Source organism: Nocardiopsis alborubida (genome assembly GCF_012396365.1).
In the GTDB taxonomy this organism is placed as follows: Bacteria; Actinomycetota; Actinomycetes; order Streptosporangiales; family Streptosporangiaceae; genus Nocardiopsis; species Nocardiopsis alborubida.
On sequence record NZ_JAAXPG010000017.1, the window covers coordinates 43,829 to 67,167 of the forward strand.

17 protein-coding genes are annotated in these 23,339 nt (G+C 69.6%); 4 read left to right on the top strand and 13 right to left on the bottom strand.

Going from position 1 to position 23,339, the window contains the following annotated elements:
• The first annotated feature begins 15 nt into the window (after positions 1-15).
• The 3 genes from HGB44_RS18490 to HGB44_RS18500 all read left to right on the top strand — a co-directional run bounded on the left by HGB44_RS18490 (position 16) and on the right by HGB44_RS18500 (position 6,385).
• Positions 16-1,623, top strand: a complete 1,608-nt coding sequence (locus tag HGB44_RS18490) for a type I restriction-modification system subunit M (RefSeq protein WP_231972536.1) — start codon at positions 16-18, stop codon at positions 1,621-1,623.
• The gene (locus HGB44_RS18495; protein ID WP_082768493.1) at positions 1,620-2,822 is read left to right on the top strand and encodes a restriction endonuclease subunit S; all 1,203 of its coding nucleotides are present in this window, start codon (positions 1,620-1,622) and stop codon (positions 2,820-2,822) included. Before HGB44_RS18490 ends, HGB44_RS18495 begins: the two co-directional genes overlap by 4 nt.
• A gap of 83 nt (positions 2,823-2,905) precedes the next feature.
• Positions 2,906-6,385, top strand: coding sequence for a DEAD/DEAH box helicase family protein (locus HGB44_RS18500; protein WP_061082005.1), 3,480 nt, complete (start codon positions 2,906-2,908; stop codon positions 6,383-6,385).
• Positions 6,386-6,687: 302 nt separating this feature from the next.
• Here HGB44_RS18500 and HGB44_RS32495 read toward each other — a convergent pair whose 3' ends face one another.
• From HGB44_RS32495 to HGB44_RS18555, 12 genes are all read right to left on the bottom strand, one after another.
• Complete coding sequence (locus tag HGB44_RS32495) at positions 6,688-6,819, bottom strand: hypothetical protein (protein ID WP_267909103.1); 132 nt, start codon at positions 6,817-6,819, stop codon at positions 6,688-6,690.
• Positions 6,820-6,830: 11 nt separating this feature from the next.
• Positions 6,831-9,377: a hypothetical protein gene (locus HGB44_RS18505; protein ID WP_061082006.1), complete on the bottom strand. Its 2,547-nt coding sequence runs from the start codon at positions 9,375-9,377 to the stop codon at positions 6,831-6,833.
• Between the two features lie 40 nt (positions 9,378-9,417).
• A complete protein-coding gene (locus HGB44_RS18510; protein WP_061082007.1) occupies positions 9,418-9,753 on the bottom strand; it encodes a DUF6507 family protein in 336 nt (111 codons plus the stop codon).
• Positions 9,750-10,085 carry a cell envelope biogenesis protein TolA gene (locus HGB44_RS18515; RefSeq protein WP_231972537.1) on the bottom strand — a complete coding sequence of 112 codons (336 nt, stop codon included), beginning with the start codon at positions 10,083-10,085 and terminating at the stop codon, positions 9,750-9,752. The genes HGB44_RS18510 and HGB44_RS18515 overlap by 4 nt, the downstream gene beginning before the upstream one ends.
• Positions 10,086-10,344: 259 nt before the next feature.
• Positions 10,345-11,766, bottom strand: coding sequence for a DUF6177 family protein (locus tag HGB44_RS18520; RefSeq protein ID WP_061082009.1), 1,422 nt, complete (start codon positions 11,764-11,766; stop codon positions 10,345-10,347).
• 59 nt (positions 11,767-11,825) lie between these two features.
• Positions 11,826-12,395 (bottom strand): PIN domain-containing protein, encoded by a 570-nt coding sequence (locus HGB44_RS18525; RefSeq protein ID WP_061082010.1) that lies wholly within the window; start codon positions 12,393-12,395, stop codon positions 11,826-11,828.
• 14 nt (positions 12,396-12,409) lie between these two features.
• Positions 12,410-12,862 (bottom strand): helix-turn-helix domain-containing protein, encoded by a 453-nt coding sequence (locus HGB44_RS18530; protein WP_061082011.1) that lies wholly within the window; start codon positions 12,860-12,862, stop codon positions 12,410-12,412.
• A 103-nt stretch (positions 12,863-12,965) separates the two neighbouring features.
• Positions 12,966-14,138, bottom strand: a complete 1,173-nt coding sequence (locus HGB44_RS18535) for a VWA domain-containing protein (protein WP_061082012.1) — start codon at positions 14,136-14,138, stop codon at positions 12,966-12,968.
• On the bottom strand, positions 14,135-16,567 hold the full coding sequence (locus HGB44_RS18540) for a DUF5682 family protein (RefSeq protein WP_061082013.1): 2,433 nt from the start codon (positions 16,565-16,567) through the stop codon (positions 14,135-14,137). The genes HGB44_RS18535 and HGB44_RS18540 overlap by 4 nt, the downstream gene beginning before the upstream one ends.
• Positions 16,567-17,637 carry an ATP-binding protein gene (locus HGB44_RS18545; protein ID WP_394327818.1) on the bottom strand — a complete coding sequence of 357 codons (1,071 nt, stop codon included), beginning with the start codon at positions 17,635-17,637 and terminating at the stop codon, positions 16,567-16,569. The genes HGB44_RS18540 and HGB44_RS18545 overlap by 1 nt, the downstream gene beginning before the upstream one ends.
• A gap of 41 nt (positions 17,638-17,678) precedes the next feature.
• Positions 17,679-19,181 (bottom strand): DUF5691 domain-containing protein, encoded by a 1,503-nt coding sequence (locus HGB44_RS18550; RefSeq protein ID WP_061082015.1) that lies wholly within the window; start codon positions 19,179-19,181, stop codon positions 17,679-17,681.
• Positions 19,178-20,425, bottom strand: a complete 1,248-nt coding sequence (locus HGB44_RS18555) for an SWIM zinc finger family protein (RefSeq protein WP_061082023.1) — start codon at positions 20,423-20,425, stop codon at positions 19,178-19,180. The genes HGB44_RS18550 and HGB44_RS18555 overlap by 4 nt, the downstream gene beginning before the upstream one ends.
• 389 nt (positions 20,426-20,814) lie before the next feature.
• Here HGB44_RS18555 and HGB44_RS18560 point away from each other — a divergent pair, with 389 nt between their 5' ends.
• A complete protein-coding gene (locus HGB44_RS18560) occupies positions 20,815-22,158 on the top strand; it encodes a cytochrome P450 family protein (protein WP_061082016.1) in 1,344 nt (447 codons plus the stop codon).
• A 184-nt stretch (positions 22,159-22,342) separates the two neighbouring features.
• On the opposite strand, the gene HGB44_RS18565 is transcribed toward HGB44_RS18560, so the two are convergent.
• The gene (locus HGB44_RS18565) at positions 22,343-23,308 is read right to left on the bottom strand and encodes a TIGR03557 family F420-dependent LLM class oxidoreductase (RefSeq protein WP_061082017.1); all 966 of its coding nucleotides are present in this window, start codon (positions 23,306-23,308) and stop codon (positions 22,343-22,345) included.
• Positions 23,309-23,339 lie beyond the last annotated feature (31 nt).

Sequence of the window (23,339 nt, forward strand, 5' to 3'; positions counted from 1 at the left end):
CCTTCGGGATCCCGCGTGCCCACGCTCGCGGCTGCGCCGGGTCTCTACCCGGTGTCGGTTCCAGTATCCAGGCTGGGCAGGTCGTACGGCGGCGTTACGCTGATCCGCGTGATTACCGGCGAGCTGAAGAGCAAGATCGATCGCCTCTGGGACGCGTTCTGGTCCGGAGGGATCTCCAATCCCCTCGAAGTGATCGAACAGATCACCTACCTGATGTTCCTCCGCAGGCTGGAGGACATCCAAGCAGCCAAGGACAGGCAGCACCAGCGCACAGGCAGGCCCATCAAGGATCCTGTCTACACACCCGATGACGAGGCCCTGCGCTGGACCAAGCTCCAGGAGCTCGCACCGGACACACTGTTCGACACGATGGGAAGGGTGGTCTTTCCCTGGTTGCAGCGGCTCGGCGGTGACGACTCCACGTACGCGCACCACATGCGCGATGCCCGTTTCACCATCCCCAACGCCAACCTGCTGACCAAGGCAGTCGACATGATCGACAAACTGCCTCTCGGTGACGGCGACGTGCAGGGCGACCTGTACGAGTACATGCTCGGCAAGATCGCCACCGCCGGGCACAACGGGCAGTTCCGTACGCCCCGGCACATCATCCAGCTCATCGTGGCGATGATGAACCCCGGCCCCCAGGACGAGATCTGCGACCCCGCGTGCGGTACGGCAGGCTTCCTGGTCGCCGCTTCCGAGCACCTGCGTGCCGAGCACAGCGACGCCCTGCTGGAAGCCGCCAACCAGAGGCACTTCCACCACAGCATGTTCCACGGCTTCGATTTCGACAGCACCATGCTGCGGATCGCCAGCATGAACATGCTCATGCACGGTGTGGAGCAGCCTGACATCCGCTATCGCGACTCGCTCGCCGAGAGCGTCGCGGACGAGGCGGAACGCTACTCTCTCATCCTCGCCAACCCGCCGTTCGCTGGAAGCCTGGACTACGAGAGCACGGCCAAGGATCTCCAGCAGATCATCAAGACGAAGAAGACGGAACTGCTCTTCCTTCCTCTTTTCCTGCGCCTGCTCAAGCCCGGTGGACGTGCCGCCGTCATCGTGCCCGAGGGTGTGCTTTTCGGCAACACCAAAGCGCACAAGTCCATCCGCAAGATCCTTGTGGAGGGCCAGAAGCTGGACGCAGTGGTGAAGCTGCCCAGCGGCGTCTTCAAACCATACGCAGGCGTATCCACCGCCATTCTGTTCTTCACCAAGACGAACGCTGGTGGTACCGAAAACGTCTGGTTCTACGACGTCACGGCTGACGGGTACAGCCTCGATGACAAGCGGGCTCCTCTGCTTCCTGAGGAGAAGATCGGCGCTCTCGCCAAGAACCTAGAAGAAACCGAGCACGAAAAGAACAACCTGCCGGACGTACTCGCCCGGTGGTCACGCCGAGACGGCAATGAGCAGGACCGCGCTCGCACAGATCAGAGCTTCTGTGTCCCCAAGGCTGATATCGCCTCCCAGGACTACGACCTAAGCCTTAACCGGTACAAGGAAGTCGTCTACAAGGAGACTGAGCACCGGCCACCGCTGGAGATAATCGAGGAACTTGAAGGCCTGGATGCCGATATTCAGAAGGGCATCTCGAACCTGAAGGTGATGCTGGGATGACCATCCAGAAAATCCAACTGGGCGAGCTGATGGCGGGGCGCAACAGCACCATCGATCCAGCAAAATTTCCCACAGAAGAGTTTACGCTCTACAGCATTCCAGCATTCGAAAGCGGGATTCCCGAGTCCGCCATCGGGTCAAACATTGGATCTTCAAAGCAGATAGTAGAACCTAATGATGTGCTACTTTCCAAGATCGTCCCGCACATCCGACGCTCCTGGATTGTGCAAGAATCACTTTCAAGTCGAACAATCGCATCCAATGAATGGATTGTTTTTCGCTCTCATAAATTCCACCCTCCATATTTGCGCCACCTGCTAGTAAGCAATGGTTTCCACGCAAAATACATGAACACCGTCGCAGGAGTAGGAGGATCTCTACTAAGAGCAAGGCCTTCGTTTGTATCTAAAATCGAAGTTTCCCTGCCACCGCTAGAAGAACAGGAGCATATAGCCAAAGCGCTAGACTGCATCGAGGCTCTACGCGCAAAGCGTCGCAGGGCGATCGAACTCCTCGACGAGCTCACACAGTCCGTCTTCCTCGACATGTTCGGCGACATCACCAAAAAGAGTCAGTGGGGGTTTGGCCACGTCTCTGACCTCGTTGCTCGATTCGAGAGTGGAAAAAGCCTGGCCTCCGCAAGCGATGAGACCAAATCAAAGTATCGCATCCTGAAGATCAGTTCAGTTACGTCAGGAACCTTCAAGCCTCAGGAAAGCAAAGGAGCTCCACCCGACCACACTCCACCCGATTCTCACTTTGCTCGAGAAGGAGACCTACTATTCAGCCGAGCTAACACATCAGAGTTGATTGGTGCTACAGCTCTCGTAAGTTCTCCCCACAGCAATCTCCTCCTCCCGGACAAGCTCTGGAGATTCGTTTGGCACGAGGAGCCAAAGGCTGACCCTTTTTACATTAACCACATGTTCTCCCAGCCCGCGTTTCGAGATGCCATCAGGGCAAACTCCACGGGGAGCAGTGGCTCAATGAAGAACATTTCGCAGAAGAAGGTTCTTTCCATCCCCTGCGCCCTCCCTCCCGTCTCCACGCAAAAAGAGTTCGCTGAGAAGGCACGGAGGATCCAGGCGCTCAAGCAGGAACACCTCGCCCACCTCGAACGCTTGGACGAACTCTTCGCTTCCGTCCAACAGCGCGCGTTTGACGGCACCCTGTGGGACGATCGGGACATAACCGTGTAGCCCCCGCAGCCGCACGAGCCCACAACTCCATAACCCCGCTGCCCCGCATCCCGTTACCCCCTCCCCTCCGGGAAAGGTGCCTGGTGAGCAACTTCGCCTTCCTCCAGACCGAATGGCCCGAACTCCACAACGAGGCGATCCGCGCCGAGCGCCTCGCCGTGGCCGACCCCCGCGTGTCCTGCTTCTACGCGCGCCGGACGCTGGAACTGGCCGTCAACTGGCTCTACGAGGCCGACGACACCCTGCGCACCCCCTACCAGAGCGACCTCGCCGCGCGGATCGCCGAACCGACCATGGTCAACCTGGCCGGTCCGGCGGTCCGCACCAAGATGGACGTCATCCGCCGCCAGGGCAACGCCGCCGTGCACCGCCCCGGGCCGGTCTCGCCGCAGGACGCGGTGCGGGCCACCGTCGAGCTGTTCCACGTCATGTACTGGCTGGCCCGCAACTACACCCGCGCGAAGGACGGCGCACCGGCCTCCGGCCTGTCCTTCGACCGCAAGCTGATCCCGACCCCGGTCCCCGCCGAGGTGCGCAAGAAGAAGCAGGCCGAGATCCAGAAGATGGCGGAGGACTTCGCCCGCCAGCAGGAGGAACTGGCCCGGGCCCAGCGGCGCACCAAGGACCTGGACGCCGAGATCCTCCGGCTGCGCGCGGAGATCAAGGAGGCCAAGACCGCCAACGCCGAGCTTCCCGACCAGCACGACTACGACGAGGCCAGGACCCGCGTCCACATCATCGACCTCCTCCTGCGCGAGGCCGGGTGGACGCTCTCCGACCCCGAGGACCGCGAGTACCCCCTCACCGGGCTGCCCACGCCCTCGGGCGAGGGCCGGGCCGACTACGTGCTGTGGGACGACAACGGCAAGCCCCTGGCCGTGGTGGAGGCCAAGCGCACCACCCGCGACGCCCGCGACGGCAAGCAGCAGGCCAGGGCCTACGCCGACGCGCTGGAGGCCAAGTTCGGGCAGCGGCCCGTCATCTTCTACACCAGCGGCTACGAGACCTTCGTCTGGGACGACCACTTCGGCTACCCGCCACGCCAGGTCCAGGGCTTCTACACCAAGGACGAGCTGCGCACGCTCGTCATGCGCCGGGCCGGACGCCAGGCCCTGGCCGGGGTGGCGATCAACAGCGACATCGTCAACCGCCACTACCAGTCGCGGGCCGTCCGCCGCGTCTGCGAGGCCTTCGAGGAGGACAAACAGCGCGACGCCCTGCTGGTGATGGCCACCGGCTCGGGCAAGACCCGCACCGTCATCGCCCTGGTGGACCTGCTCAACCGGGCGGGCTGGATCAAGCGCGTGCTGTTCCTCGCCGACCGCCAGGCCCTGGTCAACCAGGCATACGGCGCCTTCAAGCAGCACCTGCCCAGCACCCCGGTGGTCAACCTGCTGGAGGAGAAGGGCGCGGACGCACGCGTGTACGTGTCCACGTACCAGACCATGATGGGGCTGATCAACGACACCTCCGACGAGGTGAGACGGTTCGGCCCCGGCTACTTCGACCTCGTGGTCGTGGACGAGGCGCACCGGTCCGTCTACCACAAGTACGGCGCGATCTTCTCCTACTTCGACTCGCTCCTGGTGGGCCTGACCGCCACCCCCAAGGACGAGATCGACCGCAACACCTACCGCCTCTTCCACCTGGAGGACGGGGTCCCCACCGACGTCTACGGCCTGGAGGAGGCGGTCGAGGAGGACTACCTGGTCAGCCCCACCACCATCGACGTGCCGCTGAAGTTCCCCCGCGAGGGCATCAGGTACGACGAGCTGTCCGAGGAGGACAAGGAGGCCTGGGAGCTCACCGAGTGGGACGACGACGACGGAATCCCCGACGCGATCGCCGCCGACGAGGTCAACAAGTACCTGTTCAACAAGGACACCATCGACAAGGCCCTCCAGACCCTCATGCGCCACGGCGCCAAGGTCGAGGGCGGCGAACGGCTCGGCAAGACCATCGTCTTCGCCCGCAACGTCAAGCACGCGCACTTCATCGTGGACCGCTTCCAGGAGCTCTACCCCGACCTCGGCGGCGACTTCGCGCAGGTGATCACGCACTCGACCACCTACGCCCAGTCCATCCTCGACAAGTTCTCCCGGCGCGACTCGGCCCCGCACATCGCCGTCTCGGTGGACATGCTCGACACCGGCGTGGACATCCCCGAGGTGCTCAACCTGGTCTTCGCCAAGCTCGTGCGCTCCAGGACCAAGTTCTGGCAGATGATCGGGCGCGGCACGCGCAAGTGCCCGGACCTGTTCGGGCCCGAGGACCACAAGGCGGGCTTCCTCGTCTTCGACCTGGGCCGCAACGTGGAGTTCTTCAACCAGAACCTCCCCGCCGCCGAGGCCCGGGTGCAGCCGTCCACGCGCGAGAAGGTCTTCCGCAGGCGCGCGGAGCTGCTGTACGGCCTGGACCGGCACTCTCCCGCCCAGGAGCCGGCCGCCGCGCCCGAGGGCACCGCCCCCGCCCCGGACGGTTCCGCGGCCGCGCCCGACGGCCCCGCCGACGAGGCGGGGCTGCGCCGGTCGCTGGCCGAGCGCCTCCAGCTGGAGGTGGCGGGGATGAACCCCCGCAACATCGAGGTCCGGCCCCACCTGGAGACGGTGGAGGCCTACCAGGACCCCGCGGCGTGGCGGCGGATCACCGAGGACAAGCGCGACCAGCTCACCGAGACCCTCGCCCCGCTGCCGACCGCGTACAGGGAGGACGAGAACAGCCAGGAGGCCAAGCGCTTCGACCTGCTGGCCCTGCGCCTCCAGCTGGGCGTCCTGGAGCCCGAGCCCGGCTTCGACAAGCTGCGCCGCCAGGTCCAGGACATCGCCGAGGCCCTGCTCGACCCCACCACCCTGAACAACCCGGTGGTGGCCAGGCAGCGCGAACTCCTGGCCGACCTGGTCTCGGACGCCTGGTGGCAGGACGTCACCCTGCCGATGCTGGAGGTCATGCGCCGCCGCGTGCGCGGCCTGGTGCGGCTCATCCCCAAGACCCGGCGGGGCATCGTCTACTCCGACTTCGAGGACGAGCTCGGCGAGCTCACGCGGACCGAGCTCAGCGGCCTGGACGTGGGCGGCGGCTGGACCCGGTTCGAGGTGAAGGTCCGCACCTACGTGCGCAACCACGAGAGCGACCTGTCCGTGCAGAAGCTGATGCGCAACCGGCAGCTGACCAGCGCGGACATCGACCACTTCGTGCGGGTGTTCCTCGACGGCGGCTTCGGCACCGAGAAGGACATCGAGCGCGCCGAGGAGGAGCACGGCGGGTTGGGGCTGTTCCTGCGCTCCTTCAGCGGGATGGAGCGCGACGCCGTCTCCGCCGCCTTCGACGGCTTCCAGGCGGGCAGGAAGCTCTCCGCCAACCAGCTGCGCCTGTTCAAGCTCATCGTCGACTACGTGGCCAAGAACGGCTTCCTGGACGTCGGCGACCTCTACGAGCCGCCGTTCACCAGTGTCTCCCCGGGCGGCCCCGAGAGCGTGTTCTCCGACGCCGAGGTCGACACGATCCAGGAGGTCCTCGAAGGCTTCCGGGCTACCGCGCTCCCCCCGGAGCGCGCCGCCGGCTGAGGGTGGACGGTGGGGGCGCGGCGTGGTCCGTGCCCGCACCGCTCACAGCCGCTCCAGCCCCGAGCGGGTCACACGCCGGAAACGCGTTCGACGGACCGCGCACGGATGTTCCGCAGCTTGCCGTGCGGCAGGGCGATCAGCACATCGCACCTGACGCTGTCGGGCAGCGGGAACATATGGGTCCTAACTCGTTGAGTAGGACATAGAGTCCGACGGCGTTGTGGTGGGAAACGTGCTCCCGTTGACTTCCGCCACAGCGATAAGAGCCAAGCGGGCATGCAATCTAGACCGCGTATCTACACTCAGTTGATGAACGCATCTTCCGGAGGGTTCTTCAGGATCTCTGCGTACGCCTCCGCAGATTCCTGATCGAAACCCTCGTCAATATACTTCTGAATCAGCTCTTCCAAAGTGTAGTTCTCTGGATCGTCCACGACACTGAACATTACAGCTTCCAATCGTTCTCGAAGACCGCGTCCAGCGCTGATGCTACTGGCCTGAAGTCATCTTCTGCCCACTGACGATACCCTTCGATGCCCGGCTGTGACAGATGACTGCGGATCTCGCTCTGGAGACGCGGGTCTCCCGTCCGCTGAGCGATCCACTGAGCGTAGGAGCGCGCCCACAGCTCCTGGGGCAGCCTCATGTACCTACTGTAGCCAGTCACAGGCATACTCCTCAGCTCCCTGACTTGCGGAGAGTTCCTCACAGCAGAGGCCCACTCTCGCATCTCTGGGGTAGATGGCATCGCGGATGCCAGTCCGTGGCGTGACCCGGTCCTTTCTCCGTGCATGGCATTATCGATAACATGACCGATCTCATGCACTAGAGTTTCGCGCATATTGGGAAGAGATGGATCGAACGTGATAGTACGCGTAGCACGATCATAAGAACCCATTCGCCCAGATCCCAGCTCTCTAGAATCGAAAACGATCGGCTCCATTCCATCTGGAAAACTATGCACCTGGCTTACGAGATCGATAGCCCCACGGATCTCCAGCAGCACATCTGCTGGCGTGCCATCAGGAATTTCAATTGGAAGCTCAGACCAGTTCTCCAGAACCTCTGGGAGCAATTGTCCATCTGGTCGACTCACGTGATCGCTCTGATCACCGAGGGACTGTTCGTTTGCATCCGCATCGGGCCCGCGTGAGGTTTCTGTGTCCTGAGTTGGCTGCGCCCAGCCCACCCGCTCAGAAATCTCGCTTCCACCGCTCTGGTGCGCCCTTCCGGAGGGAACTCCGTCAGCGCCTAGACCAGCATTTCTATTTCTGCTTTCGCGTCCCGGCTCCGCAAGGTCGACAACGATCCGCTCTTCGGCAGGCCTGTTTCCGATAACGGTCGAGCTGTTGTCAGGCCAACGATCGCCCTCGTGACCAGAGTAGTTATCTCTATGATTATCAGCGAAAGCGTCGCCTGCTCCTGAAAGGTCTGTTTCGCCCTGTACGTCATCGCGTATGTCGTCACGCTCTTCGGAACGACCTCTGTCCTGAGGCTGCGGGGTGTCACTGCGTTGCGGCTCGGACGGGCTCTGCGAGGGCCGCTCCCCGCCGCCGTCGGGCACCGGGGTGGTCGGGGTGGAGGAGGGCGGACGGTACCGGTTGGGGTCCAGCAACGACTCGTTCAGGTGGGTGAGCGGGTTCTCGAAGCGCTCACCCGTGGGACGCTGCCCCTCCCCGGCGCCCGGCAGCGGGCTGCTGGGCCAGCCCCGCGTTCCCGGCCCGCCCCGCGACGTGAAGCTGTCCGAGCCCGAGCCCCCGCCGGAACCCGGGCCGGAGCCGTCGGCGTCCGGACCGCCCGAACCCGTGGGGGTGTCCACGGAGCTGACCACCCCCGCTCCGGCGACGATCTTGATCAGCTTGAGCGGCAGACCACCGGTCATCAGCACGACGTTGGCGCCGATGGTGGTGTTGGAGTAGGCGACACCGTCCTCGCGTGTGGACCAGGCGGTGTGCCCCTCCCACACCTCGTCGATGCTGTCCCCGGCATTGCCCAGCCACCGGTCCCATCCGGCGCCCCAACCCTCCTGACCGCCCTCGCCGGGCTCCCACAGCCACCCGTGCTCGTCGTGGACACCGACCAGGCCGACCGTGTCCATCCACGCGTCGCTCCAGGCCGCTCCGAAGTTCTCCGCTAGGCCCCGCGGGTCGAACCGCCACCCGTTGTCGGGGTGCCAGAAACCGAGCTTGGACGTCAGCCCCACCGCCGACCCCCACAGGAAGTCGGTGACCACCGTGTCCCACAGCGCCTGACCGCTGGGGTTGCCCCAGTCCATCAGGGATGGGTGGAACTCGGTCCCCGCCCACGCCGTGACGTCGTTGTAGAAGCTGTTGATGCCCTCGAAGCTGAAGACCCTCTCCAGGGACATGTCGCGCTCACCGGCGTCGGTGGGCAGCCCGTAGACCAGCGCGTCGTCCCCGCCGGCCTGGTCCGGCGACACGTAGGCGGGCCCGCCGAACACCGCCGAGATCCGGGAGGCGCACGCGTTCTCGGCCTCGTTGAACGTCGACCAGGCCGTGTTGACCGCGTCCTTGATGCGCACGTTCTCGCCCAGCGCCCACTCGTCGGTCTCGTCGTCCTTGGTCAGCCACCACACCTTCTTGTCGTGGTTGGCGTTCCACAGGCTCTGGGCCTCGATCCGCAGGGTGTTGAGTGAGCCTCGCGCGGTCGTGGCCGCCTCGGCCAGGTCCTCCAGCGCGCTGGCGACGGTGGCGAGATCGCTCTGGACGTCCTCGCCGCGGGTGACCACCGGGTCCATCGCGGCGAAGAGCGTCTCGCTCTCCGGCGCGCTGTAGTGGGCCTGGAGCCCGCCCCAGGTCGAGGACATGTCCTCGGCGCCGCCGAAGAGGTCCTCTCCACCGGTGCGCAGGGTCTCGGCGGCGTAGTTGAGGGACCAGACGTCGGTGAGGGGGTAGGGGATGGTGTCCGGGTCGATGAGCGTGAACGGGTTCGGGTCCACGCCGTTCTGGGGCTCGGTGGGCTCGAAACTCACCAGGGGGCCTTCCGTGGGGGCGAAACGTCAGGTCATCAGGTCAGAGGTCGAGGTTCTCGCCGGTGCCCGCCTGGCTCTGGGCCTCGGCGGCCATCTCCTCCTGGCCCTGGTTGTAGGCCAGGGTCGCGTCGTTGGCGCCCTGGAGACAGGACAGGGTGCGGGTGAACATGGCGTCGGTCTCGCCGGTGAAGTGCTCGAAGAAGCCCGACAGCGCGGCCTCCACGGGCGGGCTCTTGGCGTTGGTCAGCGCCATCTCGATCCCGTCGGCGGTGGAGTCGATGGTGTCGGAGAACCCGCCTCCTTCGAGGCCGAGCTGGTCGCCCAGGTTCCCCAGGACCAGCGAGACCCCGTAGACGTCGATGTTCCACTGGCTCATCGGTTCTCCTCTCCGGGGGCGTCAGCGGCTTCGGGTGCGCCAGCGGCGAACCGGTGCACGTGGAACAGGGCTCCGGGCTCGGCATCCGAAACATCGGCGGCATGGCGGTGGGCCTGGGCCATGCTCCGCTCGGCGGCGCGGGCCCGCAGCAGCTCCAACGAGGCGCGCACGCCCTCGACCGCCCTGGCCCTGCGTTCCCGCACAGGCCTGAGGAAGGTCTCGTCCGGTTCCCTGACGACCGCGGTCCCGTCAGCGGGCGCCGGGTCCCGGGGATCGGCGACGGCGGCGCTCCCGTCCGGTTCGCCCGGCGGCTCCACCAGTTCGAACTTCATCCTGCCGCTGCCCTCCCTCGTCGGTCCCGGCGTCCGCCCGGCGGACTCCAACAGCAGTATGCGCATATGGAGTGACGTTCCATGATCGGTTCCGGTTCCGCGGGAGGGACCGCCCCCGCGATGGTCAGGCGCGGGGCCACCGGCCGGGCCGGGCAGAACGTGCAGATGGAAACAGTGACTGTGACGTGCGTCACTTCTGCTCCGAGAGGGGAGCTCCGGATTCCCTCCCGGACGGCTCAGGCGCCTCCTCCGGAACGGCTCAGGCCCTCTTCGCGGAAGCCGCGGACAGGTACTCCGTCTGCCGCCGCATGAGGTCCAGCGCCCGCAGGGGCGCCCCGGCCTCCTCCACCACCGGATACCAGACCGCCCGGCCTTCACCCTCACCCACGAGCGCGCCCGGGATCGGCCCCGCCTGGGCACGACCGGTTCCGATCCGACGCAGCCGGTCCGGCCCGACCGCGAGCCCGACCGGGACCGCGGGCCCCGCCCACACCGGCACGTAGGTGACATCGGCGCGCCCGGGGATGCGGCGCACCCGCAGCCCCTCCAGCAGCCCCTCGGCCGCCAGCGCCTCCACCAGGGCCGGGAACGCGTCGAAGGGCACGGCGCCCTCGTCCTCGAACCCGGCCACCACCGACACCCGCTCCAGGAGCCTGCTCCCGCGCCGGGCCAGGTGGAGCTGCCCCGAGAAGGGGCGCCCCTCACCCAGCGGCCCCTCCAGGTACAGGATCGCGGGCCCGGGCCCGCGCTCGCGCACGAAACCGGCCACCCGTTCGCGGTCCCAGGCCATGAGCGCGGGCTCGTGCGGCCCCCACGCCGACGGCGCGGTCCCGGCCAGGTGCTCGGCGACGACCTCCGCCGCACGGCCCGGGTCCGGGGTGAACGGGTCGCGGTGGAGCACGGACACGTCCACCACGACCTGCGTTCCGGCGCTCTCGGCGAAGTCCGCCAGGAACCCCGGGACCGGCTCGGCGTCCGGCTTCCCGTCCGCCCACGCCAGCCCGACCGGTTCCCTGTCCGCGCGGAACCCCTGCTCGTCGTCCCAGCGCACGGGCAGGCCGGTGATGCCGTCGTAGTGGCCGCCGTCCTCACCCCGCACCACCCAGCGCCCCAGCGATCCGGCCGCGAAGGTGCGCACCGCGTAGGTCAGGCGCGCGGTGGGCGGGGTGAGCACCTGGAGCGTCCTCTCCCCGCCGTGCGTGGCCACCGCGTCGCTGAGCCAGGACGAGAACGGCACCACCGCCCGGTCCTGGGCGACCAGGAGCGCCCTGGTCGCGGTGCGCTCGACCGCCGGGTGCTCCGGCTCGTCCCACAGGCCGAAGTCGGCCTGCCCCGAGGTCCACACCGCCCCTCCGAGCCGCAGCGCGAGCCCGTCTGCGAACCGGTGGGCCGCCTCCCGTCCCCGCTCGTCGGGGCGGGCGCGCGTCTCCACCCACCAGAACGTCTCCGGCAGCCCCGCCACGACCTCCGGCCCCAACAGGCGCACGACCGCGTCCGGACGCTCCACCAGCTGCCCGGGTTCGAGGGTGGCCAGCAGGCGGGCGTCCCCGTCACGGATCTGCATGACACGGGTGTCGCCGTGCCAGTGCAGCCGCAGTTCGGGGTCCACGTCCTGAAGGGCGTGGACGATCGCGTGCTCGTCGGGCTCCTCGGCGACCAGGGCCACCACGTCGTAGCTCAAGGGCTCTCCCGGAGGGACTGGGGGCGGACGGGGACCTCCACGATCCCACCCCGCCCGGATCAACGATCACGCAAACGTTCCCTGAGACACTCGGCGAAGCCCGGGACCCCTGCCTTGGCCAAACTGTCCACCAGGTCCTCGGGGGTCCTGGGCGGGCGACGTTTCTCCGCGGCCAACCGCACGACCGTCGCGGCGACCTCGTGCGGCAGCTCTTCGAGCAGCTCACGAAGGTAGGTGTCGGGATCGACGACCCGCAGTCCCAGAGAGGCCAGGGGTTCGCTCGGGAAATCGCCCAGGTTCCAGGTCACGACGGCGCTGGCCCGCCCCTTCAGAGCGGCGGCCATATGGTGGCGGTCGTCGGGGTCGGCTCCGGGCATCATCCCCGTCAGAGAGGCGTAGTCGTCCTCCGGGACGCGGCTGTCGGCGAAGCACTCCCTGATCGCCGAGGTGATCGCCTGGGCGGAGGCGGATGAACGCTGTTGTTCACGCACGATCACCCTTTCCCATTCCCCCAGCAGCCTCTCGGTCCAGAGCATGGTGTGGACCGTGTCCTCGGTCAGGGCCAGGAGGAGGTCCATGACCGAGAACGGGAAGAGCACGTTGGTGTCGACGAAAACGCGGGGGGTCATGCGTGCCCTGTCGCTCAGTAGGGAAGATCGGCGGACTCGACTGCTTCGGCGATCCTCCGTCTGCCCGCACGCCGCCTCTCCCGCCTGGCCTGGAACTCCAGGACGTCCTCTAGGCGCACGACACGGTGTCGGCTGTCGGGCAGTCGCTCGGACGGGATCTCCCCCGCGTCGAGGAGGCGTACGACGAACGGGCGCGACAGGCCCAGCAACTCGGCCGCCTCAGCCGGGGTCAGGCACGTCTCGGATGCCAGCACGGTGACCGCGTGCCCCTCGGAGAGCTCGTTGGCCGACGCCACCAGGATCCTCACCAGCGACTCCGGCAGAGCGAGTTCGCTGCCGTCGGCCGTCCTCAGCAGCAGTCGCGCCCCACTGGTTCCCGTGAAGCTCACCACCTTCTCCGTGATCCAGCGGTCCTCCCCGCGGGGCTCGATCCGGGGAGCGCGGCCCAGCACACTCGATCGCACCATCTCAGCCTCCCAGCGCCGCCAGCACATCTGTAGTAAGTGTAACCATCTCGGAGGCGACCGCGAAGGGGGCGGACGGGGACCGCCACGGCCCCGCCCGCCCGGATCAGGCGTCCTGGTGCTTCTCGACCCAGGACGTGAGGGGTTGCCCCTGGATGGCCGCCGCCATCAGCTCGGGGAACGCGTCGGGGGTACAGGCGAACGCGGGCACCCCCATCTCGGCGAGCGCGGACGCGTTCTGTCGATCGTAGAACGGAGCGCCCTCGTCCGACAGCGCCAGCAGCACCACCACCTGGACCCCGGCCGCCTGCATCGCGGCCACCCTCCTCAGCATCTCCGCTCGGACACCGCCCTCGTACAGGTCGCTGATCAGCACGAAGACCGAGTCGTTCGGCTTGGTGATGAGCCCCTGGCAGTAGGCGATGGCCTTGTTGATGTGCGTGCCGCCGCCCAACTGCGTGCCGAACAGCACCTCGACCGGGTCGGTCAGCTGCTCGGTCAGGTCCACCACCGCGGTGTCGAACACGACCAGCGACGTGCGCAGGGTCTTCATCGAGGCCAGCACCGCGCCGAACACGCTCGCGTAGACCACCGAGGAGGCCATCGACCCGCTCTGGTCGATCGCCAGCACCACGTCCTTCTGCACGCCCCGGCTGCGGCGACCGTACCCCACCAGGGTCTGCGGCACGATCGTGCCGTACTCGGGCAGGTAGTGGGCCAGGTTGCGGCGGATGGTCGCGTTCCAGTCGATGTCGGCCACCCGGCGCGGCCGGTGCGTGCGGGCCGAACGGTCGATCGCCCCCTGCACCAGGGACCGCGTCTTCTGCGCCACCCGGCGCTCCAGGTCGTCCACCACGCGGCGCACCACCGCGCGGGCGGACTCGCGGGCCTGGTCGGGCATCACCCGGTTGAGGGACAGCAGGGTCCCCACCAGGTGGACGTCCGGCTCGACGGCCTCCATCATCTCCGGTTCCAGGAGGAGCTGGTGCAGCCCCAGCCGGTCCATGGCGTCCTTCTGCATCACCTGCACCACGGAGGAGGGGAAGTACTCGCGGATGTCGCCCAGCCAGCGCGCCACCCGCGGCGCCGATCCGCCGAGCCCGGCGGAGCGCTCGGCGCTGCTCCTGCCGGGACCGACTCTGTCGTAGAGCGCCTCCAGGGCTGCGTCCATCCCCTGGTCGGCGGTGCTGAGACCGGAGGCACCGACCCCGCCGGAGCACTGCGCCTCCCGCCCCAGCACGAGCCTCCAGCGGCGCTCCCGCTCGTCCACGGCGTTCATCGGCGCACCTTTCCGTCGGTGAGGATGGCCAGCGCGGTGGCCAGGGCCGGGGCCGCGCGTCCGGTGTCCACGTCCACGCGGGCCGGGGCGGTCCGGTCGGCGGCGGGAGCCGTCCCGAGCCGCAGGGCGGCCGCGCCGATCTCCTGGCGCTCGGGGCCGTCGAAGGCCCCGAAGGTGCGCCGCAGCAGCGGCAGCACCGCGGTGAAACGCTCCTCGGGCAGGGAGAGCAGCCAGGCGTCGATCAGCCCGAGCAGCCGGTCGTCGTGCACCAGGATCAGCCCACTGCCCTGGAGGAACCCCTCCAGCCAGGCGGCGGCCGAGGCGGGTTCGGCTCCCGGGGACATCGCCAGGCCGAGGCGGCGGCGCAGTTCGTCGGCGTCCACGAGCCCGGAGTCGGACAGGATCCGGTTGACCCGACCGGCGATGCGGCCGGGCAGGGTGTCGCGCACGGCCAGGGCGGCCAGTGCCGCCGTCCAGGCCTGGGCGCCCTCTCCGCCGAGGAGGGTGGCGGCGCCCTGGGTGGCGTCGATGCGCCGGACGAACTGCGCCGCCGCGTCGTCGTCCAGTCCGTGCACGGCCGGCGCCAGCCCGACACACACGCGCCGCAGGATCTGTTCGGCGACCGTGCTCAGGTAGGCGCTGTCGGTGCCGCGCACGTCCCCGTAGCGGGCGGAGCGGGCCAGCGGCGGCAGCGCCTCCATCAGGTGGGTGACGTCGCTGTCGGTGGCCGCGCGGTCGGTGAGCAGGGACAGCACGCGGGGCAGGGCCTCGCCCAGGTCCGCGAACAGGCACTGCTCTGTGAGGGAGGTCAGCGCGGGCAGGGCCGCGTCCTCCGCGAGGTCGGTCACCCGGGCCGTGGCCGCGGAGGCGACGGTGGTGCCCCACCGGCTGGCCTCGATCAGCGCCACGTCCATGTCGGGGTCCCAGCGCAGCCGCCACGACTCCCGGAAGGTGCCCTTCTGCCCGCCGTCGGGGGTACGGGGAACTCCCCACTCGACGCCGAGCAGCCGCAGCCGGTGCAGCAGCACACTGCGTTCGCGCTGGCTGTCCCTGCGCAGGTCCAGGTCGAGGTCGCTGTCGAAGGGCTCGGCCTTGAGCCGCAGGCGCTTGCGGATCGCGATGAGGTCGCGCTGGAGCGGGACCATGGGCGTGGACGGGGGCACCGAGCCCATCCGCTCGCCGACGGCCATCCGGCGGTGGACGAGGGCGGCCCGGGTGGGCTCGCCCTCGCACAGGACGGCGGTGAGCGCCTCGGCCACCTCGTCGAGCCCGGCGAGCGGTCGTCCGCGCAGCACGGCGAGGCTCTCGGCCAGCCGCACGCCCTCGATGACGTGGGACGAGGACACCGCCAGCCCCTCCTCGCGGAGCATGCGGGCGGCGTCGGTCAGCCACCGGTGCACCGGAAGGTCGGGCGCGGTGAACAGGTGGTGGTACCAGCCGGGGGCGGCGACCCCGGCGCCGTAGCCGCTGGAGGAGGCCAGGCGCCCGTGGGTCCAGGGCACCCAGGTGGCGGTGACCTTCACCTTGGGCAGGCCCTTGAGCAGGGCGGTGTCCTCCTTGACCGGGTGGTCGGCCAGGTCGCGCAGGGCGGGGGCGTGCCAGGCGCCGCAGACCACGGCGATCCGCTCGTGGCCCTCCTTGAGGGTGGCGCGCAGGGTCTGGCGCATGTACGCCTCCCGGCGCGCGTCGCGCTCCGTCTCGGGGCCGGACTCGGCGCGGACGGCGGCCATGGCGTCGGCGATCGCCGGGAACGGGGAGGGCTCCCCGTCCCTGCGCTGCTCGACGACGTCGTCCCACCAGCGCTCGGCGTCGTCGTAGCCCGCGGCCTCGGCGAGCACCCCGAGGGGGTCCAGCCGGATCCGCTCCGGCTCGCCGACCTCGCCGCCGTCCGTCCCGTCAGCGGCCTCCGAAGCCTCGGTCCCGTCGGTCTCTTCTGCCGCGACAGCCGCACCGGCTCCGGCAGCCTCGGTGTCTCCAGGAGTCTCCTCGGCCCCCGGGTCCTCGGAGCCGCCCTCGGCCCGGGCGCTCTCCTCCTCGGCCCGGCGCCGCTCCTCGGCCTCGGCGACGCGCTCGGCCAGGGTGTGCGCGGCGGGCAGGTCGCAGAAGCGGACCCGCACTCCGTTCTCCACCGCGTAGCGCAGCGCCTCCCACTCCGGGGAGAAGGTGGCGAAGGGCCAGAACGCCCATCCCTCGCCGGCCCTGGCCTCGTTCCCCTTCGGGGTGTCGGCGAGGTAGGCCAGCAGGGCCACCGGCGGCTCCAGCTCACCCACCAGCGAGGTGAGGGCGTCCGCCTCCGGCGGTCCCTCGATCAGCACGGCGTCGGGTTTGATCTCCTCCAGCGCCGCCCGGACGGCCCGGGCCGACCCCGGGCCGTGGTGCCGCACGCCGAGGACGTGCAGCCCGCTCGTGTCCAGTCGGGGCCGACCCATCAGGCGCCCACCTCGCGGCAGGCGCGGTAGAACTCGCTCCAGCCGTCGCGCCCGCGCGCGACGGTCTCCAGGTACTCGCGCCACACCACGCCGTCGGACACCCGGTCCTGGACGACGGCGCCCTGGATGCCCGCGGCCACGTCGGCCGGGCGCAGCTGCCCGTCACCGAAGTGCGCGGCCAGCGCGATGCCGTTGGTGATGACCGAGATCGCCTCGGCGGTGCTCAGCGTGCCGCTGGGCGACTTGACCTTGGTGCCGTTGTCCTCGGTCACCCCCGAGCGCAGTTCGCGGAAGACGGTGACCACCCGCCGGATCTCGGTGAGGCTGGTGGGCACCTCGGGCAGGTCCAGGGCGCGGCCGAGCTGCTCCACCCGCTGGGTGACGATGCGGACCTCGTCCTCGGCGCTGTCGGGGACGGGCAGCACCACGGTGTTGAACCGGCGGCGCAGCGCGCTGGACAGGTCGTTGACGCCGCGGTCGCGGTCGTTGGCGGTGGCGATGATGTTGAAGCCGCGCTGGGCCTGCACCTCGATACCCAGCTCGGCCACCGGCAGGGCCTTCTCCGACAGCACGGTGATGAGGCCGTCCTGCACGTCGGAGGGCATGCGGGTGAGCTCCTCGATGCGGCCGATGGAGCCGCGCGACATGGCGGTCATGACGGGGCTGGGCACGAGGGCCGCCTCGGAGGGGCCCTCGGCGAGCAGCCGGGCGTAGTTCCAGCCGTAGCGCACGGCCTCCTCGGAGGTTCCGGCGGTGCCCTGGACGAGCAGCGTGGAGTCACCGGAGATCGCGGCGGCCAGGTGTTCGGACAGCCAGGTCTTGGCGGTGCCGGGGACGCCGATGAGCAGCAGGGCGCGGTCGGTGGCCAGGGTGGCCACGGCGACCTCGACGACGCGGCGGGCGCCGATGTACTTGGCGCTGATCTCGGTGCCGTCGGACAGGGTGGTGCCCAGCAGGTACTGGGTGACCGCCCACGGGGAGAGCTTCCAGCCCGGGGGCCGCTGCCGGTCGTCGACCTTGGCCAGCGCCTCCAGCTCGGCGGAGTAGGTCTGCTCCGCGTGCGGGCGCATCGCCTGGGCGGCGTCGGTGCGGATGGAGGGGGTGGAGGTGGTCAACTGAGCTCCCTGTGCATGTCGAGTCGGAACCGGAGGGTGTCCCGGAGTCGGAGGTAGGCGTCGCCGGAGGCGTCGTTGTACGGAGGGGTCTGGTGGAGGTCGGTGAGGTGCCCGGGGGGCATGTGCACGGCCGCCGCCTCGCAGAGCAGCCGGTAGCCGTGGTAGTCGTTCTTGCGGTCCTTGGCGTGCAGGCGCGCGATGACCCGCGCGCTCAGCTCGGGGGTCCAGGGGCCGGGCGTGTCGCTGAGCTGGTCGCCCCAGCGGCTGAGGGAGGACTTGTCGGTCAGGACGCCGTCGGCGTACGCGCAGCGCTCCTCGACCGGCAGCAGTTCCAGCAGCCTGCTCGTTTGGAACCCCGGTCCCGTGCCCCGCGAACCGAGGAACTCCAGGACGGCCCTGGCCCACTCGACGTTCCGCTGGACGATGACGGCGTTGACGAGGGCGCCCACCAGGCGGGCGCTCCGCACGGCCTCCCGGTTCGCCGCCTCGAAGATCCTGACGGGCTCGACGCCCAGCAGCCCGGGCCACACGTCCAGCGGCGCGTGGGTGAGCAGCGCCCACAGCCGCTCGGCCTGCCCGTGCACGTTCTCGTCGCCCTTGGAGGGCGCGGCCAGCGCCAGGTCGCGGTGGACGGCGGCGTCGCGGGTGCGGACGGGGTCCACCCACAGGGCGCCGTCCTCCCTGAGCGAGGCGTGCGCGCGGACGTGGCCGCGCAGCCGCTCGGCGTGCGCGCTGTCGGGCAGCCGGGTGAGCAGGGACAGCGCGATCCCGCGCACGTTGGCGCTGCGGTCGTCCAGTGCCCGGTCGAGGAAGTCCGCGTCCGCCGGGCCGAGCCCGGTGGAGAAGGTCTCCAGCAGGCGGCGGCGCAGGTCGGCCTTGGCCAGGCCGGTCCAGACGGCGGCCAGCAGCTCGCGGGCGCGGTCGGGGTCGGTGGCGCGCAGCGCGGCGAGCGCGCGGCGGCGCTCGCCCGGGGTGCCGCAGCCCCAGTCGCGCTCGCTGAACCGGTCTGTGTGGACCGACTCGGCCAGAACGTAGAACCAGGCGGGGTTGAGCCCGGCCAGCCAGTGGCCGCGTGTGCCGACCGCGGCCGCGAGCGCGGGGCGCAGCTCGCTGTCGCGTGCGCCCTGGTCGAGGAGGGCGGGAACGCTGGAGTGCGCGACGCGCCGTCCCGAGGCGGCCACGAGCTCCAGCCACTCCGGGAGGAGTTCGGTCCGTGTCGTGAGGAGGCCCTCCAGCCGGGTGGTGGCGGCCTGCCCGGGCTCGGGGCGCTCGTCCTCGGCGCCGGGCTCGACGGGCTCGACGCCGGTGGCGGGGACGTACCCGGCGGCGCGGCGGACCGCGATCAGGGCCGCCCGGTCCAGGAGGGCGACGGAGTCCTCGTCCTCGGGGGTGGGGGGCAGGTCGGGGGTGTCGGGGACGGGGCGCTTGGAGGTGCCGACCAGGGCCGTGGAGACCAGGCGGTCCCAGGAGTCCACTGCGGCCAGGGGGTCGGGGGTCACAGGGAGACCGCCTTTCCGTTCCGGTCCCACACGGTGATGGGGGTGAGTCCCGTCCCGGGCGACCACTCGGCGGCGACGGTGGAGGGGTGGCCGCCGGTGACCGCGAGGAGGCGCCAGGGTTCGGGGGAGGCCAGGGGCAGTGCGTGGCCCTCGGTGTCGGTGAGGTACCACCGGCCGTCGTGGGCGGGGGCGGCGCGGTCGAGCACGACCGGCCAGGCGTCGCGCCAGGGGTCCTCGGCGAGGGAGGCGGCGAAGGCGTCGAGGGCCTGTGTGACCGTGCCGCCCTCGGGCGGGGCCGCCTCGGTCGTGACGCCGTCGCCGACGGGGGCGACGCGGTTGCCGTCGGGGTAGAAGGCGAACTCGGCCTCCACGTCGGTGCCGGTCCGGAAGGGGGTGGCGGGCGCCTGGCCGGATCGGGCGAAGGCCAGGTACAGGGCCACGCGCCCGGTCGCGGTGCCGCGCAGCCACAGGCGCCGCACGCGCATGTCGGCTTCCAGGGTGGGGGCGTCGCGCCAGCCCAGGACCCGCCAGGTGTCGCGGACGCGCTCGCCGCCGGCGATGACCTCCTCGGCCTTGACGGTGATGCCCACCCGGGAGCGGACGGCGCCGCGGACGCGCTCGTCGAGGGCGTCGCCCGCGCGGTAGCCGTTGACCAGCAGGTGGAGGAGGCTGAGCCGTTCGAGCATGCGCTCGGGCCAGCTGTCCCCGCGCGCCGCGGAGGGCAGCCGGGAGACGAGGGAGGCCGCGCCGCCCGCCTTGGCGTCCACAAGGCGCTTGGCCATGCGGTCCCAGTGGTCGTAGCCGTGTTTGGGCACCTCCGCCAGCCCGGCGTCGATCTGGTCGCGCAGCCAGAGGCCCAGTTCGTCGATCCCGGCCCCGACCGCCTCCTCCCTCTTGCGCAGGGTCGCGGCCGCCCTCTTGGGGTCGGCGGGCGCCGCCGGACTGTCCGCCTTCGCCTGGCGGGCGGCCCGTCCGGAAAGCCACTTGGCCACCCATTCGGGCCGATCCTCCCGCTCGGCCACGCCGTCCTGGGTCCACAGGGCCAACAGGCCCAGGACGTGCTTGCAGGGAATCTTGCGGCTGGGGCAGCTGCACTTGTAGGCGGTCCCGCCCGCGCCGTCCAGGTGGACGGCGGCCAGGTAGGGCTTGGAACCGCTGCCCTTGCACTCGCCCCAGACGGCGGAGGTGCCGCCGGAGGGGGCGGCGACCGCTCCGCGCTCGGGCCAGGACGACTCCTTGGCCACCTTGAGGGCGGCCTTGCGGGAGGACGCGTCCGGAGCCAGAGCCCATACGTCGTCGGTACTCCATCGATCGCTCACACAGAGAACACTACGGACTCCCTATGACAAAAAGCGGCCTTTTCGAACCTTCTTGCGAAGGCTCGCAAACTGTCGCATCCCCATGGCAGACTCCGGCCGCGGAGCGGCTCCCCCACGGCGCTGAGCCCCAGGATCCGGCACATGGACACCCCCATAAAAAGCACACTTAATACCATTCGTCACTAATGCGTGAGCGCCTTTTCTCCGTCGTGTTGAAAAAAGAACTCCACCCCTCCTACAATGAGTGATCCCGCTTCTCCCCTCTGTCACCGCACCGGCACACCACCTCCCCCGAGAGAGAGGGCATCGGTTCGATGACGACCACCCGGCTGTACGGCACCACACCCGACACCGGACGCGACGCCCTCTGGGCCGCGCTGCGCGAACGCCACGGACCCGTGGCCCCGGTCGAACTGGAGAACGGCGTCCGGGCCTGGCTGCTGCTGGGCTACCACGAGAACCTCGCCGTGTTACAGAACCAGCACCTCTTCTCGCGCGACACCCGCCGCTGGCGCGAGGTCGCCGAGGGACGCATCGACCTCGCCTTCGGTCGGCCCGCGCTGTCCTGGCGCCCCAACGCCCTGTACGCCGACGGGGCCGAGCACACCCGGCTGCGCTCGGCCATCGCGGACAGCCTGGCCCGGGTGGACATGAACGCCACCGCCCGCACGATCCGGCGGATCGCCGACGAACTCGTCGACTCCTTCATCGCCGACGGCAGGGCCGACCTCATCGCGGAGTACGCCAACCCCCTGCCCGTGCTCGTGGTCAACAGCATGTACGGGCTCTCCGACAGCTACGGGTACATGCTCGGCGACCTCACGGCCATCGTCTTCGGTGAGAACGCCGAACGCGCCGAGGACGCCGTCGGCCGCATCCACCAGTACTTCTCCGAACTGGTGGCCCGCAAGCGCCGGGTCCCCGGCCAGGACCTGGTGTCGTGGATGCTGGAGCACCCCGCGGGGCTGAGCGACCACGAGGTCGCGCACCAGGCCGCGCTCATCAACAATTCGAGTCACCAGACCACCACGCACCTCATCGGCAACACGATGCGCACCCTGTTCACCGACGAGGTGATCCGCAGCGCCTACACGGACGCGCAGATGACCGTCCACGAACTGCTCGACCACGTGATGTGGACCGACACGCCCTTCCAGGTCCTGCCCGCCAGGATCGCCCTCCAGGACATGCGCATCGGCGACGCCGACATCCGCGCGGGCGACGCCCTGCTGATCGGTTTCGACGCCGCCCACCGCGATCCGGCCGTCCGGTGCGAACAGGCGGGGGGCAGCCGGGCCCACCTGATGTTCGGCGCCGGACCGCACGCCTGCCCGGCCCGCGAGCTGGCCCGGCTGACCGCCACGATCGCGGTCACCACGCTCCAGGAACGCCTGGGCGGGCTCCGGCTCGCCGTGGAACCGGAGGACCTGCGCTGGGTCCCGTCACCGTTCCTGCGCGGGCTCCGCGAACTCCCGGTGGCTTTCACCCCGGGCGAACCCGTCACCGTCGGCCCCCGCGAGGGCGCCGGGAGGGGCGGGTCCGGAGGGGACGGGCAACCGGAGTCCGGGACACGGGCGGGAGACCGGGACCACGACGACGAGGGCCACGAGGACGACCTCCTCAGCCGCCTGCTCGCCTGGTGGCGCGGGCGGAGTTGACCCTGCCGCGGCGTCAGTTCCCGGGGGTCGGCGGCGGAGGGGACCCCCGGGCGCGAGCGGACTGATCGGAAGAGCTCTGACCTGCGGTGATCTTGTACTTATAGCGAGGTTGGACGGTCGAGGCGAGCTATAAGCACAAGATCACGGCGCGGGCCCTGGCCCGGCGAACCCCTGTGGTCGCGCGCTAGCCGGTCCCCATCGCGCGGATCGGCCCGGCCAACTCCCGCTCGAAGAAGCCGAAGAACCCCTCCGGATCGGGTCCGGCGTTGATCAGGCACAGGTGGTCGAACCCCGCGGAGGCGAACTCCCGCACCACCTCCAGGTGCCGGTCCGGGTCCGGTCCGTACGCGAAGACGTCGCGCATCGCGTCCCTGCCGATCAGCGCGGTGGCCGCCTCGAAGTTCACCGGGTTGGGCAGTTCGGCCTGCACCTTCCACCCCGTGAGGGCGAAGCGGAACAGTTCGCGTGCCGACTCCAGCGCGTCGCCCTCGTTGGTCGCCCACGCCAGCGGCACCTCGGCGTAGCGGGGCCCGGAGCCGCCGTTGTCCCCGTAGACCCGGTTGAGCGCCTTGCTCGGCTCGGTGCAGAACATGCCGTCACCCGCCTCGGCGGCCAGCAGGGCGGCCTCCTCGCCGCCCGCGGCCACGACGATCGGCGGCGCCTCCTCCGGCAGGTCGAAGACCCGGGCGTCCTCCAGGGTCAGGTACCTGCCGTCGTAGGAGTGGTAGCCGCCCGACCACAGCAGGCGGATGATCTGGATCGCCTCGCGCAGCATCTCGTGGCGCCGGGTCGCGTTGGGCCATCCCTGTCCCACCACGTGCTCGTTGAGGCGCTCCCCCGACCCCAGCCCGAGCGTGAACCGCCCCTCGGACAGGATGGCCGTGGTGGCCGCCGCCTGCGCGACGATCGCCGGGTGCACCCGCAGGATCGGGCAGGTGACGCCGGTGGCCAGCTCGACGCTGTCGGTGCGTTCGGCGATGGCGGCGAGCATCGACCACACGAACCCGGAGTGGCCGTGGCTGTACAGCCACGGGTGGAAGTGGTCGCTGATCTCCACGAAGTCGAACCCGGCCTGTTCGGCGCGGACCGCCTGTTCCACGATCTCCCGGGGTCCGAACCCCTCGGCGAAGAGCTTGTAGCCCACCTTCATCGCGTCTGTTCTCCCTTCACTCTGCCTTCGC